This is a genomic window from Enterobacter soli (assembly GCF_964208575.1).
GTDB lineage: Bacteria > Pseudomonadota > Gammaproteobacteria > Enterobacterales > Enterobacteriaceae > Enterobacter > Enterobacter soli_A.
This window is the reverse complement of the sequence record NZ_CAXOFU010000011.1, coordinates 65,205-86,883: the sequence shown is the minus strand read 5'-3', so window position 1 is coordinate 86,883 and position 21,679 is coordinate 65,205. Positions and strand designations below refer to the sequence as shown.

The 21,679-nt window shown below is 58.6% G+C and carries 21 protein-coding genes; 18 read left to right on the top strand and 3 right to left on the bottom strand.

Annotated features, from left to right (window positions below; all coding sequences use genetic code 11):
* Positions 1-81 precede the first annotated feature (81 nt).
* The 10 genes from sad to AB6V08_RS13125 all read left to right on the top strand — a co-directional run bounded on the left by sad (position 82) and on the right by AB6V08_RS13125 (position 11,603).
* Positions 82-1,470 (top strand): succinate-semialdehyde dehydrogenase, encoded by a 1,389-nt coding sequence (sad, locus tag AB6V08_RS13170; RefSeq protein WP_368543246.1) that lies wholly within the window; start codon positions 82-84, stop codon positions 1,468-1,470.
* A 126-nt stretch (positions 1,471-1,596) separates the two neighbouring features.
* Positions 1,597-3,186 carry a methyl-accepting chemotaxis protein gene (locus tag AB6V08_RS13165; RefSeq protein ID WP_368543244.1) on the top strand — a complete coding sequence of 530 codons (1,590 nt, stop codon included), beginning with the start codon at positions 1,597-1,599 and terminating at the stop codon, positions 3,184-3,186.
* A 62-nt stretch (positions 3,187-3,248) separates the two neighbouring features.
* Positions 3,249-4,175 carry a glutaminase B gene (gene glsB / locus AB6V08_RS13160; RefSeq protein WP_368543242.1) on the top strand — a complete coding sequence of 309 codons (927 nt, stop codon included), beginning with the start codon at positions 3,249-3,251 and terminating at the stop codon, positions 4,173-4,175.
* On the top strand, positions 4,175-4,537 hold the full coding sequence (locus tag AB6V08_RS13155) for a DUF4186 domain-containing protein (RefSeq protein ID WP_368543240.1): 363 nt from the start codon (positions 4,175-4,177) through the stop codon (positions 4,535-4,537). Before glsB ends, AB6V08_RS13155 begins: the two co-directional genes overlap by 1 nt.
* 108 nt (positions 4,538-4,645) lie before the next feature.
* Entirely contained in the window at positions 4,646-6,091 is a 1,446-nt protein-coding gene (locus tag AB6V08_RS13150) for a GGDEF domain-containing protein (RefSeq protein WP_368543238.1), read from the top strand.
* A 189-nt stretch (positions 6,092-6,280) separates the two neighbouring features.
* Entirely contained in the window at positions 6,281-7,273 is a 993-nt protein-coding gene (locus tag AB6V08_RS13145) for a diguanylate cyclase (protein ID WP_368543236.1), read from the top strand.
* A gap of 56 nt (positions 7,274-7,329) precedes the next feature.
* Entirely contained in the window at positions 7,330-8,295 is a 966-nt protein-coding gene (locus AB6V08_RS13140; RefSeq protein ID WP_368543234.1) for a sensor domain-containing diguanylate cyclase, read from the top strand.
* 83 nt (positions 8,296-8,378) lie between these two features.
* A complete protein-coding gene (locus tag AB6V08_RS13135; protein WP_368543232.1) occupies positions 8,379-8,906 on the top strand; it encodes an N-acetyltransferase family protein in 528 nt (175 codons plus the stop codon).
* Positions 8,907-9,023: 117 nt separating this feature from the next.
* A complete protein-coding gene (locus tag AB6V08_RS13130; RefSeq protein ID WP_368543230.1) occupies positions 9,024-10,475 on the top strand; it encodes a tagaturonate reductase in 1,452 nt (483 codons plus the stop codon).
* A gap of 213 nt (positions 10,476-10,688) precedes the next feature.
* Complete coding sequence (locus AB6V08_RS13125) at positions 10,689-11,603, top strand: bestrophin family protein (RefSeq protein ID WP_368543379.1); 915 nt, start codon at positions 10,689-10,691, stop codon at positions 11,601-11,603.
* Here the strand turns inward: AB6V08_RS13125 and AB6V08_RS13120 are convergent.
* Positions 11,591-12,139 carry a GNAT family N-acetyltransferase gene (locus tag AB6V08_RS13120; RefSeq protein WP_368543228.1) on the bottom strand — a complete coding sequence of 183 codons (549 nt, stop codon included), beginning with the start codon at positions 12,137-12,139 and terminating at the stop codon, positions 11,591-11,593. The two genes, AB6V08_RS13125 and AB6V08_RS13120, sit on opposite strands and share 13 nt — an antisense overlap.
* A 112-nt stretch (positions 12,140-12,251) precedes the next feature.
* Here AB6V08_RS13120 and AB6V08_RS13115 point away from each other — a divergent pair, with 112 nt between their 5' ends.
* From AB6V08_RS13115 to ompC, 7 genes are all read left to right on the top strand, one after another.
* The gene (locus tag AB6V08_RS13115) at positions 12,252-12,722 is read left to right on the top strand and encodes an N-acetyltransferase family protein (protein ID WP_368543226.1); all 471 of its coding nucleotides are present in this window, start codon (positions 12,252-12,254) and stop codon (positions 12,720-12,722) included.
* Between the two features lie 12 nt (positions 12,723-12,734).
* The gene (locus AB6V08_RS13110; protein WP_368543224.1) at positions 12,735-13,175 is read left to right on the top strand and encodes an N-acetyltransferase family protein; all 441 of its coding nucleotides are present in this window, start codon (positions 12,735-12,737) and stop codon (positions 13,173-13,175) included.
* Between the two features lie 151 nt (positions 13,176-13,326).
* On the top strand, positions 13,327-14,322 hold the full coding sequence (locus AB6V08_RS13105; protein WP_368543221.1) for an alpha/beta fold hydrolase: 996 nt from the start codon (positions 13,327-13,329) through the stop codon (positions 14,320-14,322).
* A 44-nt stretch (positions 14,323-14,366) separates the two neighbouring features.
* Entirely contained in the window at positions 14,367-15,107 is a 741-nt protein-coding gene (locus AB6V08_RS13100) for a response regulator (RefSeq protein ID WP_368543217.1), read from the top strand.
* Positions 15,104-16,402, top strand: coding sequence for an ATP-binding protein (locus AB6V08_RS13095; protein WP_368543215.1), 1,299 nt, complete (start codon positions 15,104-15,106; stop codon positions 16,400-16,402). Before AB6V08_RS13100 ends, AB6V08_RS13095 begins: the two co-directional genes overlap by 4 nt.
* Before the next feature lie 137 nt (positions 16,403-16,539).
* Positions 16,540-17,724, top strand: coding sequence for a cytochrome c biogenesis protein/redoxin (locus AB6V08_RS13090; RefSeq protein ID WP_368543212.1), 1,185 nt, complete (start codon positions 16,540-16,542; stop codon positions 17,722-17,724).
* Between the two features lie 217 nt (positions 17,725-17,941).
* Entirely contained in the window at positions 17,942-19,069 is a 1,128-nt protein-coding gene (ompC, locus tag AB6V08_RS13085) for a porin OmpC (RefSeq protein WP_368543208.1), read from the top strand.
* An 8-nt stretch (positions 19,070-19,077) separates the two neighbouring features.
* Here ompC and tam read toward each other — a convergent pair whose 3' ends face one another.
* Complete coding sequence (gene tam / locus AB6V08_RS13080; protein WP_368543206.1) at positions 19,078-19,836, bottom strand: trans-aconitate 2-methyltransferase; 759 nt, start codon at positions 19,834-19,836, stop codon at positions 19,078-19,080.
* An 81-nt stretch (positions 19,837-19,917) separates the two neighbouring features.
* Positions 19,918-20,502, bottom strand: a complete 585-nt coding sequence (locus AB6V08_RS13075) for an NUDIX domain-containing protein (protein WP_368543203.1) — start codon at positions 20,500-20,502, stop codon at positions 19,918-19,920.
* 87 nt (positions 20,503-20,589) lie between these two features.
* Between AB6V08_RS13075 and AB6V08_RS13070 the strand changes: the two genes are divergently transcribed.
* The gene (locus tag AB6V08_RS13070) at positions 20,590-21,345 is read left to right on the top strand and encodes a DeoR/GlpR family DNA-binding transcription regulator (protein ID WP_368543201.1); all 756 of its coding nucleotides are present in this window, start codon (positions 20,590-20,592) and stop codon (positions 21,343-21,345) included.
* The last annotated feature ends 334 nt before the right edge of the window (positions 21,346-21,679 follow it).

Sequence of the window (21,679 nt, the reverse complement as noted above, 5' to 3'; positions counted from 1 at the left end):
ACAAGGTGGTCATTATTATTCATTTTTAAGAAATAGCAGAGTGGGCCACAATTAATCAACCGTTACCGCATGGAGATAATCATGAGCCATTCACCCGACACGCACGCACTGTCCGTTAATCCCGCCACCGGTGAAACCCTGGCGGCTTACCCGTGGGCGAGCGCCGACGATGTAGCGCACGCCGTTGCGCAGGCCGATGCCGGCTTCCGCCAGTGGCGTCGCGAGAGCGTTCAGCACCGGGCGCAGAAGCTGCGCGATCTGGGCGCCGCGCTGCGCAGCCGCGCCGAAGAGATGGCGCAGATGATGTCCCGGGAAATGGGCAAGCCGATTGCCCAGGCGCGCGGGGAAGTGACGAAATCCGCCAACCTGTGTGACTGGTATGCCGAACATGGCCCGTCGATGCTGCAAGCCGAGCCAACCCTGGTTGAAAATCACAACGCGGTGATTGAATACCGTCCGCTGGGGCCGATCCTGGCGGTCATGCCGTGGAACTTCCCGCTGTGGCAGGTGCTGCGCGGCGCGGTGCCGATTTTGCTGGCCGGGAACAGCTACCTGCTCAAGCACGCCCCGAATGTGCTCGGCTCGGCGTCGCTTATCGCCGATATTTTTGCCGATGCGCAGTTCCCGCAGGGGGTGTTTGGCTGGGTAAACGCCACCAACGAGGGCGTCAGCCAGGCCATTAACGACCGCCGTATTGCCGCGGTCACCGTGACCGGCAGCGTGCGCGCCGGCGCGGCGATTGGCGCCCAGGCGGGTGCCGCTTTGAAAAAATGCGTGCTGGAGCTGGGCGGGTCGGATCCGTTTATCGTGCTGAACGACGCGGATCTGGATCTGGCGGTGAAAGCCGCCGTCGCCGGACGCTACCAGAACACCGGGCAGGTGTGCGCCGCCGCGAAGCGCTTTATTCTGGAAGAGGGCATTGCCGAACGCTTCACCCGCCGCTTCGTGGACGCCGTTGCCGCGCTGAAGATGGGCGCGCCGGACGACGAAGAGAATTACGTTGGCCCGATGGCGCGCTTTGACCTGCGCGACGAGCTTCACCAGCAGGTGCAGGCTACCCTTGCCGAAGGCGCAACGCTGCTGCTCGGCGGCGAGAAGCTTGCCGGAGAGGGCAACTACTACGCCCCGACGGTGCTGGGGAATGTGACCCCGGAGATGACCGCGTTCCGCCAGGAGCTGTTTGGCCCGGTGGCGGCCATTACGGTGGCGAAGGATGCCGGACACGCTCTGGAGCTGGCAAACGACAGCGATTTTGGCCTGTCGGCAACGGTCTTTACCGGGAGCGACGCGCTGGCCGATAAATTCTCCCGCGAGCTGGAGTGCGGCGGGGTGTTTATCAACGGCTACAGCGCCAGCGACGCCCGCGTTGCCTTTGGCGGGGTGAAGAAGAGCGGCTTTGGCCGCGAGCTGTCGCACTTCGGCCTGCACGAGTTCTGCAACGTGCAGACGGTGTGGAAAGATCGCCTGTAATAGTCCGGCCGGGCAGCCAACGCCGCTGCCCGGCCATCTTCCCCCCGCGTCATGTTTCTGCAATGGTTCTGTCATTTTCGGTGCGTAGACTCCCTCGCGTCTAACGTATTGTTACAGAAGAAAATTATGAACCTAACGCAAATTTTCCGCCGTATTTGGCGGCGCATCATTCCCCGTCAGTTCGGCCTGCTGGCGGGGATCTTTTGCATTATCGGCCTGTTCTCCGCGCTGCAGCTCTCCTCGTCATTTCTCCTTACCGCCTCGCTGCGGGAGGCCCAGCGTAACGAACGGCTTAGCCAGCTGGCGTACCAGCAGCAGGGCAGGCTCGACAGGGCCCGCGTTTCGCTGCTGGCGGCAAGCGATCTGCTCAACCGCGCCGGCGTTTACTTTATGCAGGATAAAGAGACCGGCTCCGACGGCAGCTGGCACAGCCTGATGGACGACGCGCAAAAGGCGCTGGAGGCATCGCAGCAGGCCTGGAGCGCCTGGCTTGCCTTAAGTCCGCCGAAGGACGAGGCGCTGGTCAACAGCTATCAGCTGTTCTACGGGGCAATCAAAGAGCAGGCGGAAGGGCTGGTCAAAACCAACGCCATCGACGCCTTCTTTGCCGTCCCCGCCCAGGCTTTTCAGACCGACTTCAACGATAACTACGCCCGCTACCAGCAGATGAGTGAACGGCAGGCCGCGCAGGGGCGACAGTCGCTGATGGCGCAGCTTTCCGGGCTGCAAACCCTGTTCCTGCTTGCGCCGCTGGTGCTGCTGGCCATTGCCGTGGCGGTCTGGTTTGGCATGGCGAAATGGGTGATTGCGCCGCTGCGCCGCTTGATTCGCCATATTGACCGGCTGGCGGCGGGCGACCTGTCGGCGCATCCGCCCGCCGTGAAGCGCTTTAACCGGGAAATCGGCCAGCTTAGCGACAGCATTTCGACCATGCAGGGCGGGCTGCGTCAGCTGGTCACCCAGGTGAGCGACGCCACAACCTCGATGGTGGAGAACATTGGCGCCCTGGCGCAGGGAAATCAAAAGCTGTATCAGCAGTCGGTGCGCCAGGCGAAAGAGCTGGAAGACGTGACGGCGCATATCGCCGCGCTGGAAACCCACGTCGAGGGCAACACCGGCTACGCGAAGCTCGCCAGCTCCCGGGCGGACGAAGCGCGGCAGGCGGCGGCGGGGGGCGACCAGATGATGTCCAGGGTAAACGCCTCGATGCAGGCGATCGTCGAGCGATCGTCCGAGATGCGTGGGATCGTATCGATGATCGACAGCGTGGCGTTTCAGACCAACATTCTGGCGCTCAACGCCGCTATTGAAGCGGCCCATGCGGGCAACCAGGGGCGCGGCTTTGCGGTGGTTGCCCGGGAGGTGGGGCTGCTGGCGCGTAAGAGCAGTCATTCCACCCAAACCATTCAGGAGCTGATTAATTACTCCCTGCAAGGGATCGAGGACGGCTCTAAAGCGGTGAATCGTCTGGAGGATAATTTGCAGCAGGTGACCGGGCTGGTGGCGCACTTAAGCAGTCTGCTGAATGATATCTCCGCCGCCACCCTGAGCCAGGGGGAGAGCATTCATCAGATGACCCGCCAGCTTCATGCCCTGAACCAGGTTTCCCGCCAGACGGACGCGCTGGTTTCCGGGGCATCGCAAGCCTCCGAGCGTCTGCATCAGGCGTCCGGCGAACTACTTCAGGCGGTCTCCCGTTTTCGTCTTCCTGCCTGACGCAATACATAAGCCTCTGTTATACTCGCAGCCCGTTTTAGCCTGAGGGCAAGGAGCAAAGTGTGGCTGCGGTCATCCATAATGAGATGCTGGACGAAATTCTGGCGCAGGTACGCCCGTTACTGGGGCAGGGTAAGGTTGCCGATTATATTCCGGCGCTGGCCTCGGTCAGCGGCAACAAGCTTGGGATTGCCATCTGTACCGTAGACGGGCAGCGCTATCAGGCCGGGGATGCCGCCGAGCGGTTCTCCATTCAGTCGATTTCCAAAGTGCTGAGCCTGGTCGCGGCGATGCGCCAGTACGAGGAGGACGAGATCTGGCAGCGCGTGGGCAAAGATCCGTCCGGCCAGCCGTTTAACTCACTGCTTCAGCTTGAAATCGAACAGGGCAAGCCGCGCAACCCCTTTATTAACGCCGGGGCGCTGGTGGTGTGCGACATGCTGCAAAGCCGCCTGAGCGCGCCGCGCCAGCGGATGCTGGAGATCGTGCGTCAGCTGAGCGGCGTTCAGGACATCGCCTACGATCCGGTGGTGGCGCGCTCGGAGTTTGAACACTCGGCGCGCAACGCGGCGATTGCCTGGCTGATGAAGTCCTTCGGCAATTTCCACAACGACGTTGCCACCGTGCTGCAAAACTACTTCCACTACTGCGCGCTGAAAATGAACTGCGTCGAGCTGGCGCAGACCTTCCTGTTTCTTGCGCACCAGGGCCACGCGCCGCATCTCGATCAGGAGGTGGTTACGCCGATGCAGGCGCGGCAGATCAACGCCCTGATGGCGACCAGCGGCATGTATCAGAATGCCGGGGAGTTCGCCTGGCGCGTGGGGCTGCCGGCGAAATCCGGCGTGGGCGGCGGGGTGGTAGCCATCGTGCCGCACGAGATGGCGATTGCCGTCTGGAGCCCGGAGCTGGACGAGACCGGGAACTCGCTTGCGGGCGTGGCGGCGCTGGAGCAGCTGACCCACCGTTTAGGGCGTTCCGTTTACTGATGTCCACGTTCGATCCGTTATTCACCCGGCTGGCGCGTTCAACCTTTCGTTCGCGCTTTCGCCTCGGGCCCAAAGAGCGGCAATACTGCTGGGATAAAGGGGCAGACACCATCGACCAGCACGCCGCCGACTTTGTTTCCAAAAGGCTTGCCCCCGCGCAGCCTGCCAACGACGGCAAGCAAACCCCGATGCGCGGTCATCCGGTGTTTATCGCCCAACACGCCACTGCCACCTGCTGCCGGGGATGTCTGGCGAAGTGGCACAATATCCCGCAAGGTGTAACACTTGATGCACAGCAGCAGCGGTATATCGTCAGCGTGATCCACCACTGGCTGGTTTTGCAAATGAACTGCCAAAAATGACGAGTTATGCTTCTGCCGTATATGTGTTATAGATGCAGATCTGGTTATCCCGGCGCCTGCTGACCCCCGAAAATAATTGCGATAAGCGATTATATGGATCGATATTTCATGCCTTCTGCTCTCACGTCGTTCAAGCTTTTCCTGCCTGATAACCCTCTGCGAAACGCGGCGGGGATCTTCGTGCTTACCACCTTGTTTTATTTCGTGGGGGCGGAGCTGCGTCTGGTGGAAGCGTTATCCCTCTTCTGGCCGCTGAACGGCGTGATGGCGGGCGTCTTTGCCCGGTATGCGTATCTTAATCGTCTGCACTACTACGCGGTTTCATACGTGGCGATGCTGGTTTACGACGCGGTCACGACCAGCTGGGGCGTCGCCTCGCTGATTATTAATCTGTCGAACATGGTCTTTATCGTCACCGTCGCGCTGCTGGTTATCCGCGATAAACAGCTAATGAAGGGCAGGCCGGATCCCATTAACGCGCTGCGGCTGTTTAACTACTGCCTGGTTGCCGCCTTGCTCTGCGCGCTGCTGGGGGCGTTTGGCTCCGTGGGGATCGACAGTAATACCTTCTGGCCGCTGTTTGCCGACTGGTTTAGCGAGCAGTTCTCCACCGGCGTACTGATTGTGCCGTGCATGCTGACGGTGAAAATGCCCGGCGCGTGGTCACTGCCAAAACCGCATCTGGAAAAATGGCTTCCGGTGCTGGCGCTGATTGTCTCCGTCGTCGCCTCGGTGGTGATTGGCGGGGCCGGGAGCCTGGCCTTCCCGCTGCCTGCGCTGATCTGGTGCGCCGTGCGCTATTCGCTGCCCGCCACCTGTCTGCTGACCTTTATGACCGGGGCGGTGGAGGTGATCCTCGTGGCAAACTCCATTATTAACATTGCCGTGGCTGCGCCGCTCTCCACGCCGATGATGTTTTCTGCCCGTCTGGGGATCGCCACGATGGCGATTTGCCCGGTGATGGTGTCCGTGAGCGTGGCGGCGATTAACGCCCTGATCAAGCAGGTCTCCCTGCGCGCCGACTATGACTTTCTGACCCACGTCTATTCCCGTTCGGGCCTGTATGAGGCGCTGAAGCAGGAGGAAAGCCATCCCCATTCCCGCTTCCTGACGGTAATGCTGCTCGATATCGACTATTTCAAAAGCATCAACGACAGCTACGGTCACGAATGCGGGGACAGCGTGCTCGCTACCTTCGCCAGGCAGGTGCAGAAGGTGGTCGGGGAAGATGGGCTGGTGGCGCGTATGGGCGGGGAGGAGTTCGCGGTGGTGATCGGCTCCGCCGACTCTCGTCAGGGCTTTGATCTGGCTGAACGTATCAGGGTGTCTGTCGCAAATCATCCTTTCGTCTGGCGCGACCGGACGCTCTTTTTAACGGTGAGTATCGGTTTAGGCAGTGGAAACGCCGAGTCGCGGCGGCTGACCGAGGTGTTTAATAAGCTGATGGCGGAAGCGGACGACTATTTGTATCGTTCGAAAAAAGCTGGTCGAAACCGTACCAGCGCCCGTTTGCCGGACGAAATCATGGTGGCTGAACCCGAGCGTGGCGCATAGCGGGTGTAAACGTCACCATCCCAGGCAGAATGCGGCATGCGTGTTAACAAATTACTGATAAATTGCTTGCTACACATTTTTAAGGTCAATAAGATACAGCAAGAAATATATCGGAAAAATCTTAGTATGAACGGAACTGACTCACTCAGTAAACACGGTCGCTTACCAGGCAGTCGGTTCGTCAAGCGTATGTATCTGATGCGTATCCTCGGTACGTTTCTCTGCTTTATTCCCATTCTCTCGGTGTTGATTGAGCACCAGCGTTCAGTCTGGCTAATGCTTTTGCTGGCGGCGAACGCCTTTGTCTGGCCGACCTTCGCCTGGCTTCGCGCCCGCCGCGCGCCGGTGCCGCTGGCGACAGAGCATCAGAACCTGGTTATTGACGCGGGGGCGGGCGGCTTCTGGATCGCGATGATGGCGGTGAACCCGCTGCCGTCGGTGGTGATCGCCTCGATCCTGCTCGCAGACAGGCTGGCGGCGGGCGGCTACGTGCTGATGCGCAAAGCCGCCGTCACCCTGCTGGTGGTGTTTCTCATTACCTGGCTGACGCAGGGGATGGCGGCGGATATGGCCGTTTCTCAGCGCACCATGTTTGCCACCCTGCCGCTGGTGGCGATCTACCTGATTGCCCTCAGCGCGTTGACCGACAGCATCGCCCTGCGCCTGCGCGTTAAAAGCCGCGAGCTTGAGCGCATAGCGATGATGGATCCGCTGCTGGATATCGCCAACCGTCGCCTGCTGGAAAAGCGTATCGATCGCGAGCTGAAGAGACTCCGCCAGTCGTGCCGCGAGTCGGCGCTGATGTTTATCGATATCGACAACTTTAAGGACGTGAACGACAGGTTCGGGCACAAGGTGGGCGATGCGATGCTCGCCACCGTGTCGCAGATTTTGCATCTCGCCACGCGCCCGTCGGACACGCCGGCGCGTCTGGGGGGCGACGAGTTCGTGATCCTGCTGCCGGATACCACCCTTGACGAGGCCCACGTCGTGGCGACGCGCATTATGGATGCCGCTGCGGTAATGAAGGATGTGGCCCAGGAAGCGGTGCACTGCACGCTCAGCATCGGTATTGCGAGCGCCACCCGGGAGATGGAAAACGTAACCGACTGGCTGCAGGCCGCCGATAATGCCCTGTACCGGGCCAAGCGCGACGGCAAGAACAGGATATTCGCACACTGACAATGTCTCTGTTTAGGCTACGCTTTTAAGAAAACCAAGACGCCTCTGGAGACAGCATGAAAGCACCTGACATCCCTGCAAATGAAACGGATCGACTCAACTCTCTGCGCGAGTCCGGGCTGCTCGACATCGACAGTTCAGCGGCTTTTGACCGACTCACCCGGCTGGCGAAGCGCTTTTTTCAGGTTCCTCTCGCCATGGTCAACGTGGTGGAGGAGCACGAGCTGATCGCGCGGTCGATTGACGGCGAGGCCAGCAGCACCTATCCGCGCAATATCTCGTTTTGCGGCCACACCATTTTGAATGCCGCTCCGCTGGTGATCTCCGACACCCGGCAGGACGATCGCTTTGTCGATAACCCGCTGGTAACCGGGCAGCCGGGCATTCGGTTCTACGCCGGGATGCCGCTGCGCTTGCGCGATGGCGCAAGCGTGGGCTCCCTGTGTCTTATCGATTATTCACCGCGTGAATTCACGGCGGCGGATCTGTCGGTGTTAAGCGATCTTGGCGCGCTGGTGGAGGACGAATTCGCCGCCGTTAGCGCCGCGACAACCGACGAGCTGACGGGGCTGTTTAACCGGCGCGGCTTTAATCAGTTTGTGAACTTCGCCCTGTCCGTTGCCCGGCGCCGCGCCGAGCCGCTGACCCTGGGCTGGATCGATCTCGACAAGTTCAAGCTTATCAACGACACCTGGGGCCACGACGAGGGCGATAAAGCCCTGAAAGCGATGGCCGACCTGATGCGGGCCTCCTTCCGCGAGGCCGACCTGCTGGTGCGCTTCGGCGGCGACGAGTTCGCGGTGCTGTTTGCCGATACGGATGAGAAGGGGGCGTGGATCGCCATGCACTATCTGAGCGAGCAGGTCGCGCTATACAACGACCGCAGGCTTCACCCGTGGGCTTTGCAGTTTTCATGGGGTGTCAGCGAGTTCGACCACGCTCAGAACGATCTGCAGCAGTGGCAGAAAGAGGCCGATGAGAAGATGTACGCCATGAAGCGGGAGCACGGTGCGTCCCGTTAACATACAAAAAACCTATCGCTATCGATATTGCGTTAAATAATTGTTAATCGCAAAGTAAGGGGGATACCACATAAGGACAAACCATGACCCCCTCACTGCACATACACACTCTCTCCCGGGAAGAGATCCTCACCCACGTTGACGCGCTGGCCGACATTCTCGAAAACTGCGTCAACGGCGGCGCGTCCGTGAGCTTTATGCTGCCTTACTCGCACGAGAAGGCCCGCGCGTTCTGGCTGAACATCGCTGAAAGCGCGGGGCGCCAGGAGCGCACTGTGCTGGCCTGTCGCGACGAGCGCGGCGAAATCATTGGCACCGTTCAGCTCATTACCGACCAGCCAGAAAACCAGCCGCACCGCGCGGACGTCGCCAAGCTTCTGGTGCATGATAAAGCCCGGCGCAAAGGCGCCGCGATGGCGCTTATGGAAGCGCTGGAGGCGCAAGCGCGCAGGCAGGGGAAATCGGTGCTGGTTCTGGATACGTCCACCGGCAGCGGCGCGGAGGTGTTCTACCAGCGCGCGGGCTGGCAAAAGGTGGGCGAGATCCCGCGCTACGCCCTGATGCCCGACGGCGAAATGACGGCCACGTCGGTGTTCTATAAGTTCCTGTGATTTCTTTTCACAATGACGTTATGAATTGATCAAAACAGGGGTCTTGGTCGAAAAGTTTTGATAAGTTATTACACCAATCTTATCAGGCTGTATGACTAATCATAAAAGGACCCCATTGTGAACACACTCAACCGTCGTGATTTCCCCGGAGCTCTCTACCCAGAACGTATCATCCAGTTTGGTGAAGGCAACTTTTTACGGGCGTTCGTAGACTGGCAAATCGACCTGCTGAACGAACATACCGACCTGAACGCCGGCGTGGTGATTGTACGCCCGATCAAGAGCGATTTCCCGCCGTCGCTGAGCACGCAGGATGGCCTCTACACCACCGTTATTCGCGGCCTCAACGAGCAGGGTGACGCGGTGAGCGATGCGCGTCTTATCCGCTCCGTTAACCGTGAAATCAGCGTTTACGACCAGTACGACGCGTTCCTGGCGCTGGCACACAATCCGGACATGCGCTTTGTCTTCTCCAACACCACCGAAGCGGGCATCAGCTACCACGCGGGCGACAAATTCGACGATGCGCCGGCGGTAAGCTACCCGGCGAAGCTGACCCGTCTGCTGTTCGAGCGTTACACCCACTTTAACGGCGCAGCGGATAAAGGCTGGATCGTCATTCCGTGTGAGCTGATTGATTACAACGGCGAAGCGCTGCGCGAGCTGGTGCTGCGTTACGCGCAGGAGTGGGCGCTTCCGGCGGCCTTTATCCAGTGGCTGAACGAGGCGAACAGCTTCTGTTCAACGCTGGTCGACCGTATCGTCACCGGATATCCGCGCGATGAAGTGGCCGCGCTGGAAGCGGAGCTGGGCTATCACGACGGCTTCCTCGATACCGCCGAACACTTCTATCTGTTTGTGATTCAGGGGCCAAAATCCCTGGCCAGCGAGCTGCGCCTGGATAAATTCCCGCTCAACGTGCTGATTGTCGACGACATCAAGCCGTACAAAGAGCGCAAGGTTGCCATCCTGAACGGGGCGCACACGGCGCTGGTGCCGGTGGCGTTCCAGGCGGGGCTCGATACCGTGGGCGAAGCCATGAACGACGCCCAGGTGTGCGCGTTTGTGGAAAAAGCGATTTACGACGAGATTATCCCGGTGCTGGATCTGCCGCGCGACGAGCTGGAATCCTTTGCCAGCGCGGTAACCGGGCGCTTCCGCAATCCGTACATCAAGCACCAGCTGCTGTCGATTGCGCTTAACGGCATGACCAAGTTCCGCACGCGTATCCTGCCGCAGCTGCTGGCAGGGCAGAAGGCAACGGGTAAACTGCCGGCCCGCCTGACCTTTGCGCTGGCGGCGCTGATTGCCTTCTACCGCGGGGAGCGTAACGGGGAAAGCTATCCGGTGCAGGACAACGCGCACTGGCTCGAACGCTATCAGCAGCTGTGGACGCAGCATCACGACAAGCAAATCACTACAACCGAACTGGTGACCGCCGTTCTGAGCGTAACCGAGCACTGGGAGCAAGATCTGACTCAGGTTGACGGATTGGTACAACAGGTTGCGCGCGATCTGGATGCGATTATGCAAAAAGGGATGCGCGATGCGGTAACACCGCTCTGCTAACGCACGTCGGGGAACGGCCTGAAAGGGCCTTCCCCTGTTTTTTAGAAACTCATTAGTTACAACATACTATGTGCTCTTTTTTTAAAAAGAGGTCTTCGGCACCGTGCGGTTTAGGCTCAACAGGTCAGAAAAAGCAATGTTCCGTTAACAAGCTTGCAACTGTGAGAGGGATCACGTTTAATACCCGCGCGCTTTCCCTTTATGACACTGACTATGATCGTTCGCCCTAAACAGCACTGGCTACAGCTTATTTTCGTCTGGCACGGTTCGGTGCTGCCAAAGATTTACACCCGACTGCTGCTTAACTTCCTGCTTTCTATCGCCGTTATCCTGATGCTGCCGTGGTACACGTCGCTCGGCATCAAATTTACCGTCGCGCCGTTCAGCATTCTGGGCGTGGCGATCGCGATATTCCTCGGTTTCAGAAATAACGCCTGCTATTCGCGCTACGTCGAAGCTCGCCAGCTTTGGGGACAGCTGATGATAGCGGCACGCTCGCTGTTTCGCGAGGTAAAAAACACCTTGCCTGACGATCCGCACCTCGGCGAGTTTGTGCGTTTGCAAATTGCCTTCGCCCACTGCCTGCGCATGACGCTGCGCCGCGTGCCGATGGAGCAAAAGCTGGCGGAGTATTTGCCAGCTGACGATCTGCGCAAGGTGATGGCGTCAAATTCGCCCGCCAACCGCATTCTGCTGATCATGGGGGAGTGGCTTGCCGTCAGACGCCGGGAAGGGCAGCTTTCCGATATCCTGTTTCACAGCCTGAATAACCGTCTGAACGACATGTCGGTCGTGCTGTCGGGCTGCGAGCGTATTGCCACCACGCCCGTCCCGTTTGCCTACACGCTGATTTTGCACCGCACGGTCTACCTGTTCTGCATTATGCTGCCGTTCGCGCTGGTGACCGATCTGCACTACATGACCCCGTTCGTGTCGGCGCTGATTTCCTACACCTTTATTTCCCTGGATACGCTGGCCGAAGAGCTTGAAGATCCGTTCGGCACCGAGGACAACGACCTGCCGCTGGACGCCATCTGCAACGCCATGGAGCGCGACCTCCTGCAAATGAACGACGAACAGGATCTCCCGGAGCGGGTGACGCCGGACAGGCACTATCAGCTGACCTGACGGGCGTTCCACTCCTCGCGGGTGATCTCCCAAAGTTCGGAGTCGAGCAGGCCGCTGACGTAGGCTTTCTTTTCCGTCCTGATTAACCTCATGCCGCTGCTGGATGAGATGCGCTGAGAGCGGGTATTGTCTGCCGCTTTTGGCGCCCGCAGCACCGGTTTGTTTAGGGTGTTAAACCAGAAGTCCGTTGCGGCAATGCTGGCTTCGCGCATATAACCTTTTCCCTGCCATGCCGGCGCCAGCCAGAATCCCCGGTTGTTATCCTCCACGTCGTACAGGCAGATAAGCCCGATAAGATCGTCCGGCGCTTCACGGCGGCGTATCGTCCAGAACCAGGCAACCCCTTTTTCCACATCCGGCAGCGCCACGTTATTCACGTAATGTTCTGCGCCGTTGTCCGGGTAGGGCCAGGGAACCGTCGCCACCATATAGCGAACAATCTCCCAGCGCGGATACAGCTTTTGGATCTGCGGGGCATCTGCAGGGGTGAGCGGCGTAAGCAGCAAACGTTCGGTGGTTAACGTGGGAGTGGGCATCGGCAGATCTCCTTATTTAAGCGTTATGCTTTTGTTTGCCTTCTGGTATTTTCATGATTATCACAATCAGGACCGGTGCGCCGTAATTCCTTCACTACAAAAAGAGGTAGCCATGACGCTGAGACAGGCAAAACCGCAAGAGGCCGAAATACTCTGGGACGTTCGCAATCAGGCGATTCGCTCCGGCTGCAAAACCAGCTATGACGCGGACGTCATCGCCCGCTGGACGCCCGACTCGATGCCTGAAGCCTATCGGCAAATGGTGAAGGAGAACCCGTTTTACGTTGTGGAAGACGAAAAGGGCGACATCGCCGCGACGGGCTATCTCGATCTGAACACCCACAGCCTCGAAGCGATTTTCACCGTGCCCGCCGCGTCGGGAAAAGGGCTGGCGAAACAAATTATCAACGCCCTGAAAGCCGAGGCCAAAGTCCGCGGCATCACGCGCATCACGCTCTCTTCAACGCCTAACGCCCATACGTTTTACCAAAAGCAGGGCTTTATCACGAGTGGGGAGAATGTCCACTTCTCGCGGATGGCCCGCGCCGAGCTGCGCTGTTTCGATATGTATTTAGATCTGTAACGTGAGGGAAATATGGCAGTCACAGTAAGAGCATTACGTGAGGATGATTATGCCCAGTGGCGTCCGCTCTGGGACGGTTACACGCGGTTTTATGACTGCGTGCTCGACGAGTCGGTTACCGCTGCAACTTGGGAAAGGGCGCTAAATCCCGACTCTGCGATGTTCTGCCGGGTGGCAGAAAGCGAGGGGCGCGTGATTGGCTTCGCGCTCTGCATACTGCACGACGGCACCTGGTCGACGGCGCCCATTTGCTATCTTGAAGATCTTTTCGTCGATGAAAACGTTCGCGGTGCGGGCACCGGACAGGCGCTGATCGCGGCGCTGATGGAGGAAGGCAAGCGCGAAGGGTGGTCAAAACTCTACTGGGTCACGCGGGAAAATAACCCGGCGCGCAAACTCTACGATCGCTTCGGCGAAGCCGATGACTACGTTCGCTACCGTATTTCGCTCTAACCCCGCCTGAAAATAGCCTGTGTTTGTATCACACTGTATCTGAACCCGCGATACATACATTGGCTTGCAAAATGGCCGCATTCGAACATATCCGCCATACAAAAGCGTGTTGGTATAGACCCGTAAATTGACCTCAACCGGAGATACCAACATGTTTAATAAACTCGCTTACTCAGCCCTGGCGTTAACCGTTTCTCTCGGCACCGTGATGTCCTGTCAGGCTGAAGCCGCAGGGCAGGATTTCGCGGCGGCATTCAATCAGATCCACCAGATTAACGCCGGCGATCTCAACGTCGGCTATGTCGATATCGGCCCGAAAGACGGTCAACCCGTTATCCTGCTGCACGGCTGGCCGTACGACATTCACAGCTATGCGGAAGTCGCCCCCGCGCTGGCGGCGAAGGGCTACCGAGTGATTGTTCCGTCCCTGCGCGGCTACGGCACCACGCGCTTTCTCTCCGCGAAAACCCCGCGCAACGGCCAGCCGTCGGCGCTGGCAAAAGATATTGTGAACCTGATGGACGCGCTGAACATCAAACGGGCCGATTTTGCCGGATACGACTGGGGCGCCCGCACGGCGGATATCGTCGCGGCGCTGTGGCCGGAGCGCGTGAAGTCGCTGGTCTCGGTCAGCGGATATCTGATAGGCAGCCAGGCACTGGGCAAACAGCCGCTGCCGCCGAAAGCGGAGCAGCAGTGGTGGTATCAGTTCTACTTTGCCACGGCGCGCGGCGCGCAGGGCTACGCGAAAAACACCCATGATTTCGCCCGCCTGATCTGGACGCAGGCCTCTCCGGACTGGAAATTCAGCGATGAAACCTTCAACGCCAGCGCCAGGTCGCTGGATAACCCGGACCATGTTGCGGTCACCCTCAGCAACTACCGCTGGCGTTTAGGCCTGGAAAAAGGTGAACGCAAATACGATCGCTACGAGCAAAAGCTGGCGACGCTGCCGACCATCAGCGTGCCGACCATCACCATCGAAGGCGGCAACAACGGCGCGCCGCATCCGGCGCCTGAAGCCTACGCCGCGAAATTTACCGGCAAATACGAGCACCGCACCTTTGGCGCAACCGTAGGGCATAACCCGCCGCAGGAAGCGCCGCTGGATTTCGTCAAGGCGGTGGTGGACGCGGATAAGCTCTGATATGTGCTATTTTCAATACGTTATCCCTCTTTCAGGAGCGTGCGGTGGAGCATATTGATCATATCCTTGTCGTCGATGACGACAGGGATATTCGCGAGTTAGTGGTCGACTATCTGGTGAAATCCGGTTACCACGCCTCTGGCGCCGCCAACGGCAAAGAGATGCGCATGGTGCTGGAGAAACAGCACGTCGATTTGGTGGTGCTGGACGTGATGATGCCCGGCGACGACGGGCTCACGCTCTGCCGCCAGCTGCGCAGCGGTAAGCATAAAGATCTGCCGATTTTAATGCTCACCGCGCGCAGCGAAGATACCGACCGGATCCTCGGGCTGGAGATGGGCGCGGATGATTACCTGGTGAAACCCTTCGTGGCCCGGGAGCTGCTGGCGCGAATCAAAGCCATTCTGCGCCGCTTTCGCACCATGCCGCCGAACCTGCAGGTGACAGAAGCAGGGCGGCTCGTTGTTTTCGGCGACTGGCAGCTCGATACCGTCGCCCGGCACTTGATTGACGGCGAGGGCATGGTGGTGGCGCTCAGCGGGGCGGAATACCGGCTTTTGCGCGTCTTTGTCGATCATCCCCAGCGCGTGCTTACGCGAGATCAGCTGCTGAACCTGACCCAGGGACGCGACGCCGAGCTGTTTGAACGCTCTATCGATCTGCTGGTCAGCCGCGTGCGCCAGCGTCTGAACGAAGACGCGCGCAGCCCGGCGTATATCAAAACCGTGCGCAGCGAAGGCTACGTCTTTACCATGCCGGTCACCATCGTCGAGGCCAATGAATGAGGCTCTGGCCGCGCTCGCTGCTTGCGCGTCTGCTGGTCATCGTGTTTATCGGCCTGCTGCTGGCGAACGCCCTCAGCCTGACGCTGGTCATGTACGAGCGGATGCGCAGCGCCCGCGCGGTGATGCTCGGCAATCTGGAAAACGACGTAGCCACCAGCGTGGCGATCCTCGACAGGCTCCCGGCCAGCGAGCGCCAGGCCTGGCTTCCCCGGCTCGATCGCGGTAATTACCGCTATATCCTCAGCAACGGTGAACCGGGCGCGGCTCCGCAGGACAAACGCTCGCAGGACGCAATCCGCACGCTCAAGGCCACGCTTGAGGGACAGTATCCGCTGCGGTTTACCGCCGTTGCGGGGCCGATTTCCCATATACAGGCGCACCTGACCCTGCGCGACGGATCCCCGCTCACGATCGACCTGATCCCGCGGATGCCGCCCGTTGCCAGCTGGCTGCCGATAGTGCTTCTTCTCCAGCTGCTGCTGGTCGCCCTCTGTTCGTGGATAGCGGTGCGTCAGGTGGTGCAGCCGCTGTCGCGCTTCACCCGCGCGGTTGATACGCTCGACCCGGCGGCGAACACGCCGATGGCCGAGCGGGGGCCGGTGGAAGTTCACCGCGCCGCGCACGCCTTTAACGCCATGCAGTCGCGTATTCAGACCCACCTGCGCGAGCGGACGCAAATTCTGGCCTCTATTTCTCACGATTTACAAACCCCCATCACCCGCATGAAGCTGCGGGTAGAAATGGCGGAGCAGCCGGCGCTGCGCGATAAGCTGCTGAATGATTTAGACGCGATGTCGCGTCTGGTGCGGGAGGGCATAGCCTATGCCCGGTCATCAGAACCCCTGGAGGAAACGTCGCTAAAGCTGGAGCTGAACGCCTGGATAAACAGCATCGTCTGCGATTATCAGGATATCGGTAAAAACGTGCAGTTTCAGGCATCCGGTACGCGCCTGCCGCTCACCACGCGCCCGCAGGCGCTGCGCCGCGTCATGACCAACCTGCTGGATAACGCCCTGAAGTATGGCGATACGGCGGCGGTTGAGGTTCACCAGCCGGATGAAAAGCACGTCGCTATTCGCATCATCGATAGCGGGCCGGGCATTCCGGAGGCTGAACTTGAGGCGGTTCTGCAGCCGTTTTACCGGGTTGAAACGTCGCGCAACCGCGATACCGGCGGCACGGGACTGGGGCTGGCGATTGCCGCCCAGCTCACCGCGCAGCTTAACGGCACGCTGCAACTCGCCAACCGCCCGGCAGGCGGGCTGGAGGTCACGATCACCTTGCCCCGCGGCTAATTGTACGGCTTTGTATCCGGCAGGACGTGCGATACAGAGCCTGACAAATCCCGTCTTTTAGCACACATCCCCAACACATCCGCACGCTGAAATGACCTCACTGCAACGTCGCAGAGACTTAGTCATGTGAGGTCATTATGTTTCTGATAATCGCTTTTCTCGGCGGGATGGTGAGCCTGCTTAGCCCCTGTACGCTGCCCGTTATTCCGCTGCTGTTTGCCGGATTTCAGGGGCAGCGCCGCCATATGCTCGCGCTTTTTGCCGGGATGATCGTGATGTTTACCCTGGTGGCGATGCTGGTTACCGCCGCAGGGGAATGGATTGTAAGCGCCACCCAGATTGGCCGCTGGGCCGCGCTGGTTATTCTTGCCGCCGCGGCGCTGGGGCTGATCTTCCCGAACGTCGCGCAGCGAATCGCCGGGCCTGCGGTCAGGGCCGGTAATCTGCTGAACCAGCGCAGCATCGGGATGCGCGGGATGCCCGCCGCGTTTCTGGCGGGGCTGGCGGTCGGGTTGCTCTGGTCACCCTGCGCCGGGCCGATCCTGGGCGCAATTTTCAGTCTGAATATTGCCGGGCATTCGGCGTTTACCACGGGCGCGCTGCTGGCGGCCTACGGCGCCGGATGCGCCGCGATGCTGGGGCTACTCGGCGTGGGAGGGCGCAAGCTGATGGCGCCGCTGCGGGCAAAATCCGCGCTTATGGCGCGGCTGCGTCAGGGCGCGGGCGCGGTAATGCTGGCCGCCGTGGTCTTTAGCGCGACCGGGCTCACCTCCGCGCTGCAAGGGGCGAACGGCGTGGCGGACAGGCTGGAGCACTCCCTGCTCAGCCTGGCGAAACCCTCGCCCGTGAAGCTGCAGCCCGCCGTCGAGCAGGTGCCGAGCAGCCAGCTCCCTTCGCTGAGCGGCGGCACCGGATGGATAAACGGTGACCCTGTCACGCCGGAATCACTGAAGGGCAAAGTGGTGCTGATTGATTTCTGGACGTGGGACTGCATCAACTGCCAGCACACGCTGCCGTACGTGCGCGAGTGGGCGAACAAATACGCATCGCAGGGACTGGTGGTCATCGGCGTGCACACGCCGGAATACCCGTGGGAAAAACCGCTCTCCTCGGTGAAGGATGCGGTCAACAAGTGGCAACTTCCGTACCGCGTGGTGGCGGATAACAACTATCAAATCTGGAATGCGTTCGGCAACCAGTACTGGCCAGCGCATTATTACTTTGATACCAAAGGACAATTGCGCTACACCTCCTTTGGCGAGGGGAATTACGGCAAGCAGGAGCAGGTTATTCAGCAGCTTCTCAAAGAGGCCCGTTCATAATCCCGGGCGGCGTCGTCTTAATATCTTTTTTTAAGACGACCCGCCTTCACAATATGTGCTTTTAAAAATGTGTCTTTATTTCATGCATTCTTTGCGATTTGTGCGCTAATAATTTATTTGTTTTACATGTTTTTACAAGGATGGTAACTATATTGCCCGACCACTGCCTCAGGCGGTGCGAAAATATAATAAATGCATATGACAGGGTATATATAAAATGAAAATTACGCATCTGAGCATGCTCATTAGCGCAGCATTGCTCTGCACAACCGCGCACGCAGCAGAAATTTATAATAAGGACGGCAATAAGCTGGATCTGTATGGCCTGGTTTCCGCCGAGCATTATTTCTCAGATAATAGCAGCAGCGACTGGGATGGCGACCAGACCTATATGCGCCTGGGCTTTCGCGGCGAAACGCAAATTAACGACCAGGTTGTCGGCTACGGTCAGTGGCAGATGCATATCAACGCCAACGGCGCGGAATCTGAATCAAATAATCCCCGCACCCGCTACGCGTTCGCTGGCCTGAAGGTCAACGATTATGGCTCTATCGACTATGGGCGTAACAAGGGCGTGCTGTACGATTCGCTCGGCTTTACCGACATGCAGCCCGAGTTCGACGGCATGACCTATGGCTCTGACCAGTTCATGTTCAGCCGCAGCAACGGCCTGCTGACCTATCGCAACACGGACTTCTTCGGCGCCGTGGAAGGGCTTGATTTTGCGCTGCAATATCAGGGTAAAAATGACGGCGGCGGCGAGCCGGGCGTGCGTGACGTATTACGTCAAAACGGCGACGGTTTTGGCGCGTCCGTGACTTACGATATTGGCGCAGGCTTTAGTATTGCCGGATCCATGATGAGCGCCGACCGTTCAAATGAGCAGAATAATACCGCCGGTATTATGGGGCAGGGTAAACGCGCGGAAGCTTATTCCGGCGCAATTAAATATGATGCCAATAATATCTATCTGGCGGCTATGTTCACCCAGGCATATAACGCCTCGCGTTTTGGTTCGCATTCCAGCGACAGCGCATACGGCTATGCGAATAAATCGCAAATCATGGAATTCTACGCGGGATATCAATTTGATTTCGGCCTGCAACCTTTTGTCGCCTATGACGTGCTGAAAGGGAAAAAACTGGGCAAAGCCGCCACGGGAAATACCTATGGCGATGAAGATCTGATCAAATATGTTGATTTCGGCGCCACCTATAACTTAAACAAGAACATTAACGTATTTGTTGATTATATGGTTAACCTCGTCGATGAAGATAAATTCACCCGTGAAGCCGGGATCAACACCGACGATGTGGTCGCGGTAGGCGTGGTTTATCAGTTCTGATAAACGCCTTACGGCTCACGTCTGGCGACGATAAACAGTCGCGGAAACGCCAGCAGTATCTGCCCGTTTTCCTGGAGCGGATACTGCTCTTCCAGAAGCTGATGATAGCGCTTCAAAAAATTCTTCTGCTCACTCTCGTTTAACTCCTGCAGCCACGGACGCAATCCCGTTGCGCTCACCCAGTCGATAATGGCCTGGTGGGAACGCATCTTGTGGTAATAGGTGGTTCGCCAGATATCCACGTCGCATCCCGCGTCGGTCAAAATATCGTAATAGGCATGAACGCCCGGCAATGCCTCGCGCCCGCGATCCGGATAACCTTGCTCATAGGCCACCTCGCGCATCGCCACGTGCGTCGGCTCCAGCCAGTTGTCCGGCATCTGTATCGCCAGCACGCCGCTTAAGCGCAGAAGCGACACCAGGTGGGGCAGTAAATCGTAATGGTCGGGAACCCACTGCAGCGAAGCGTTGGCATAGAGAAGATCCAGCGGCTGCGAGGGCTTAAATTGTCGGATGTCGGACTCAACAAAGTGACAGTCCGGCAGGGCGGCGCGGGCTTCTTCCAGCATGGCCGGGGAGTTATCCACGCCGGTGACCTCTGCCGACGGCCAGCGGTGTTTTAACAGCGCCGTGCTGTTGCCGGGCCCGCAGCCGAGATCGGCGATTGACGACACCTCATCAAGCGGGACTCTGGCGAGCAGCTCAGCGGCGGGGCGCGTGCGTTCGGCGCCGTATTGCAGGTAAAGCGATGGATTCCAGTCGGCCATTTTGCGCATCTCCTGTTCGATTATTCAGCAAGAATAGCACAGGCAGATACCTGCGCCGCGGCAGGTATCTGACGGCAGATGTTACAAAATGCCTTTCAGGGCAACATGATAGAGCAGCATGATGGTTTTACCGTCGACGATAAGCCCGGTTTCAATGCCGCGTAGCGCCTCCTCAAGCGTCATCTCCAGCACTTCGATATCTTCCCCCTCCGCCTTGATTCCGCCGCCTTCACCGGCCCGGTCGCGCGGGTGATATTCCGCCAGATAGAAATAGAGCTTTTCGGTTACCGAGCCCGGGCTCATGTAGGCCTCGAACACCTTTTCGACGCTCGACACGCGAAAGCCGGTTTCCTCTTCCGCTTCGGCCCTGATGCGGCTCTCAGGATCCATGTTGTCCAGCAGGCCCGCCGCAGATTCAATAAGGTAGCCGCTATGGCCGTTGACGAACACCGGGAAACGGAACTGGCGGGTGAGAATGACCGTTTTTTTCTCGCGGTTGTAGAGCAGGATCGTCGCGCCGTTGCCCCGGTCGTAGACTTCGCGCTCCTGACGCTGCCATTCCCCGTCATGGCGCTGCAGGTCGAAGGTGTATTTCTTCAGGATGTACCAGTTATCGGAAAGGGTTTTGCTGTCGATGATGCGTATTTCTGCATGTTTGCACTGCATGATTGTCTCTCCATACGATGAGCTGTTATCATAATCAGCATGTTCGTGCATTTTCAAGATAAAACATGCAATATCAGGAAAACCGAGATGCTGACCAGTCAACGAAAGCAATTGATCCTTGAAAAGCTCGCCGCGCAGGGGCAGGTTCTCTCCCGGGAGCTGAGCGTGCAGTTTGACGTATCCGAAGACACTATTCGCCGGGACCTGCGCGAGCTGGCGGCAGAAGGGCGTTTACAGCGGGTTCACGGCGGCGCGCTGCCGTCTTCATCGGCGGTTGCTCCCTTTGCCGAACGTAAATCCGTCAAGCCAGACGCCAAGAAAAACGTGGCCCGCGCGGGGGCGCGGCTGATTTCCGAAGGTCAGGTGGTGATCGTGGACGGCGGGACGACCACCGCTGAACTGCTGACGTTTTTACCGCAGGATTTGCGCATTACCGTGGTAACCCACAGCCCGGGCATCGCGCTTGGGCTGGTCGAGCATCCGACAATTGAGGTTATCCTGATTGGCGGACGGTTATATAAACACTCGGTTGTGGCGGTGGGCGCAGCGGCCATTGAAGGTATCAACAACATCCACGCCGATATTTTCTTTATGGGCGTCACCGGCATTCACCCGGATGCCGGGTTAACCACCGGCGATTACGAAGAAGCGTGCATCAAACGTGCATTTTCCGGCAGAGCGGCGGAAACCATCGTGCTGGCCTCGCCGGAGAAAATTAACGCCGCATCGCCGTTTGCCATTGGCGACCTGTCGCTTATCAACACCGTAGTGGTTGAGCGCGACACCGATCCGGCCTGGGTGAAGGCGGTGCGGGAGAAGGGCGTTTCGGTGGTGACGACCTGAGATCGTGAGGCAGAGTTCGCCAGCAACCGATGACGTTTTGTTGCTGGCGGCAGCCAGGCGATCGTGAAAATGAATCGCGATAGCATTGTAATCCATTGAAAATAAAGCCATTTAAATTCAGCCCAAATCTTTCCCACCGTTAACACCATCGTACATCTGTGATTCACCTCTTATTTACATCATTTAAACCAATCGTTAACTGGATAAAAACGCCGCAGCCTCGTTATAGTAGTTTTGTAAAATAAAACTTAGTTGTACACAGTGCAACAACAGTGAGGCGGTTGACGATATCCGAATCTCAGGGCATCGCGTTCTCTCATTTATTTCATCTCTA

Bases quoted from the DNA above. Each gene is read 5' to 3' on its own strand.
- AB6V08_RS13075 (WP_368543203.1), bottom strand. From the start codon at position 20,502: ATGCAGTGCAAACATGCAGAAATACGCATCATCGACAGCAAAACCCTT.
- AB6V08_RS13070 (WP_368543201.1), top strand. From the start codon at position 20,590: ATGCTGACCAGTCAACGAAAGCAATTGATCCTTGAAAAGCTCGCCGCG.
- AB6V08_RS13135 (WP_368543232.1), top strand. From the start codon at position 8,379: ATGACCCCCTCACTGCACATACACACTCTCTCCCGGGAAGAGATCCTC.
- AB6V08_RS13090 (WP_368543212.1), top strand. From the start codon at position 16,540: ATGTTTCTGATAATCGCTTTTCTCGGCGGGATGGTGAGCCTGCTTAGC.
- AB6V08_RS13140 (WP_368543234.1), top strand. From the start codon at position 7,330: ATGAAAGCACCTGACATCCCTGCAAATGAAACGGATCGACTCAACTCT.
- AB6V08_RS13165 (WP_368543244.1), top strand. From the start codon at position 1,597: ATGAACCTAACGCAAATTTTCCGCCGTATTTGGCGGCGCATCATTCCC.
- sad (WP_368543246.1), top strand. From the start codon at position 82: ATGAGCCATTCACCCGACACGCACGCACTGTCCGTTAATCCCGCCACC.
- tam (WP_368543206.1), bottom strand. From the start codon at position 19,836: ATGGCCGACTGGAATCCATCGCTTTACCTGCAATACGGCGCCGAACGC.
- AB6V08_RS13105 (WP_368543221.1), top strand. From the start codon at position 13,327: ATGTTTAATAAACTCGCTTACTCAGCCCTGGCGTTAACCGTTTCTCTC.
- AB6V08_RS13155 (WP_368543240.1), top strand. From the start codon at position 4,175: ATGTCCACGTTCGATCCGTTATTCACCCGGCTGGCGCGTTCAACCTTT.
- AB6V08_RS13145 (WP_368543236.1), top strand. From the start codon at position 6,281: ATGTATCTGATGCGTATCCTCGGTACGTTTCTCTGCTTTATTCCCATT.
- ompC (WP_368543208.1), top strand. From the start codon at position 17,942: ATGAAAATTACGCATCTGAGCATGCTCATTAGCGCAGCATTGCTCTGC.
- AB6V08_RS13150 (WP_368543238.1), top strand. From the start codon at position 4,646: ATGCCTTCTGCTCTCACGTCGTTCAAGCTTTTCCTGCCTGATAACCCT.
- AB6V08_RS13095 (WP_368543215.1), top strand. From the start codon at position 15,104: ATGAGGCTCTGGCCGCGCTCGCTGCTTGCGCGTCTGCTGGTCATCGTG.
- AB6V08_RS13125 (WP_368543379.1), top strand. From the start codon at position 10,689: ATGATCGTTCGCCCTAAACAGCACTGGCTACAGCTTATTTTCGTCTGG.
- AB6V08_RS13110 (WP_368543224.1), top strand. From the start codon at position 12,735: ATGGCAGTCACAGTAAGAGCATTACGTGAGGATGATTATGCCCAGTGG.
- AB6V08_RS13120 (WP_368543228.1), bottom strand. From the start codon at position 12,139: ATGCCCACTCCCACGTTAACCACCGAACGTTTGCTGCTTACGCCGCTC.
- AB6V08_RS13115 (WP_368543226.1), top strand. From the start codon at position 12,252: ATGACGCTGAGACAGGCAAAACCGCAAGAGGCCGAAATACTCTGGGAC.